The organism is Pseudomonas sp. UMAB-40 (genome assembly GCF_900095275.1).
Lineage (GTDB): Bacteria > Pseudomonadota > Gammaproteobacteria > Pseudomonadales > Pseudomonadaceae > Aquipseudomonas > Aquipseudomonas mandelii_B.
The window spans coordinates 149-1,695 of sequence record NZ_LT607607.1; the positions used below are offsets into that span (position 1 = coordinate 149).

Sequence of the window (1,547 nt, forward strand, 5' to 3'; positions counted from 1 at the left end):
TACGTGTCGGTGTTGTAGCCACCGTAGAGGCTGTCGTTGCCCGTGCCGCCGGCTAAAATATTGCCCGTGGAGTCACTGGCAACCTTGATGACATCATTTCCAGCATCGCCATACAGTTTGTTGGAACCGGTCCCGCCATCGAAAACGTCGTCACCCTCCCCTCCGTGAATGATGTCGTTACCCGACCAACCCACCAATGTGTCAGCACCCGCGGTGCCCAGTTGGTTCAGACCCGTGGTGGCAAGGCTCTCCCACGTCCAGAACGTCCCATCAGCAAATTCCACACGCTCGATGACAGCCGAAAGGGCGGCGTCTGCACTGGAGGTTGATCGGTTAAACCAGCCTTTGACCGTGACCTGATCGGTGCCGTTGCTGTGCATGAACACCAGATCGGAGTCGACCCTGCGCATATTGATATCGCTGGCCAGAATCCCCGCACCGAAACGCAAGGTATCGGTGGCGCCATAACCAGGATCGTACTCGGTGACGGTGTCCTGGCCATCGCCCAGGTTGAACAGGTACGTGTCAGCGTTGTAGCCACCGTAGAGGCTGTCGTTGCCCGTGCCACCGGCCAACGTATTGCCCGCAGAGTCGCTGGCAACTTTGATGACGTCATTTCCCGCATCACCATACAGTTTGTTGGAACCGGTCCCGCCATCGAAAACGTCGTCACCCTCCCCTCCGTGAATGATGTCGTTACCCGACCAACCCACCAATGTGTCAGCACCCGCGGTGCCCAGTTGGTTCAGACCCGTGGTGGCAAGGCTCTCCCACGTCCAGAACGTCCCATCAGCAAATTCCACACGCTCGATGACAGCCGAAAGGGCGGCGTCTGCACTGGAGGTTGATCGGTTAAACCAGCCTTTGACCGTGACCTGATCGGTACCGTTGCTGTGCATGAACACCAGATCAGAGTCGACCCTGCGCGTATTGATATCGCTGGCCAGAATCCCCGCACCAAATCGCAAGGTGTCGGTGCTGCCATATCCCGGATCGTTTTCAGTGATAGTGTCCTGACCGTCACCCAGATTGAACAGGTAAGTGTCAGCGTAATAACCGCCGCTCAAGGTATCGTTGCCCGTCCCGCCGGCCAAGGTATTACCCGTCGAGTCGCTGGCAACTTTGATGAGGTCATCACCCGCATCACCGTACAACTGGTTCGTGCCGGTTCCACCTTCCAGCGTGTCATTACCGCCACCGCCATGAATGTTGTCGTTACCGGACCAGCCGACCAAAGTCTCTGAGGTGGCGGTGCCCACTTGATTCAGACCTTTCGTTGAGATGTCCGTCCAAGTCCAAAACGTCCCATCAGCAAATTCCACGCGCTCAATGATGTTCGACGCGGCGATCCCCGCACCGGATGTCGCTCCGGTAAACCAATCTTTTACCGTCACCTGATCAATGCCGTTGCTGTGCCTGAACACCACATCAGCCCCGAACTTATAAGCTTGGATGTCACTGGCCAGGATTCCTGCGCCGAAACGCAAAGTATCAGTGGCGCCATAACCGGGATCGTATTCGGTAATCGTGTCTTGACCATCGCCCAG

The 1,547-nt window shown here is 56.9% G+C and carries 1 protein-coding gene; it reads right to left on the bottom strand.

Annotated features, from left to right (window positions below; all coding sequences use genetic code 11):
• Positions 1-1,547, bottom strand: a 1,547-nt coding sequence (locus tag K0F88_RS31960; protein ID WP_306823160.1) for a calcium-binding protein, incomplete at both ends; no start/stop codon positions are given.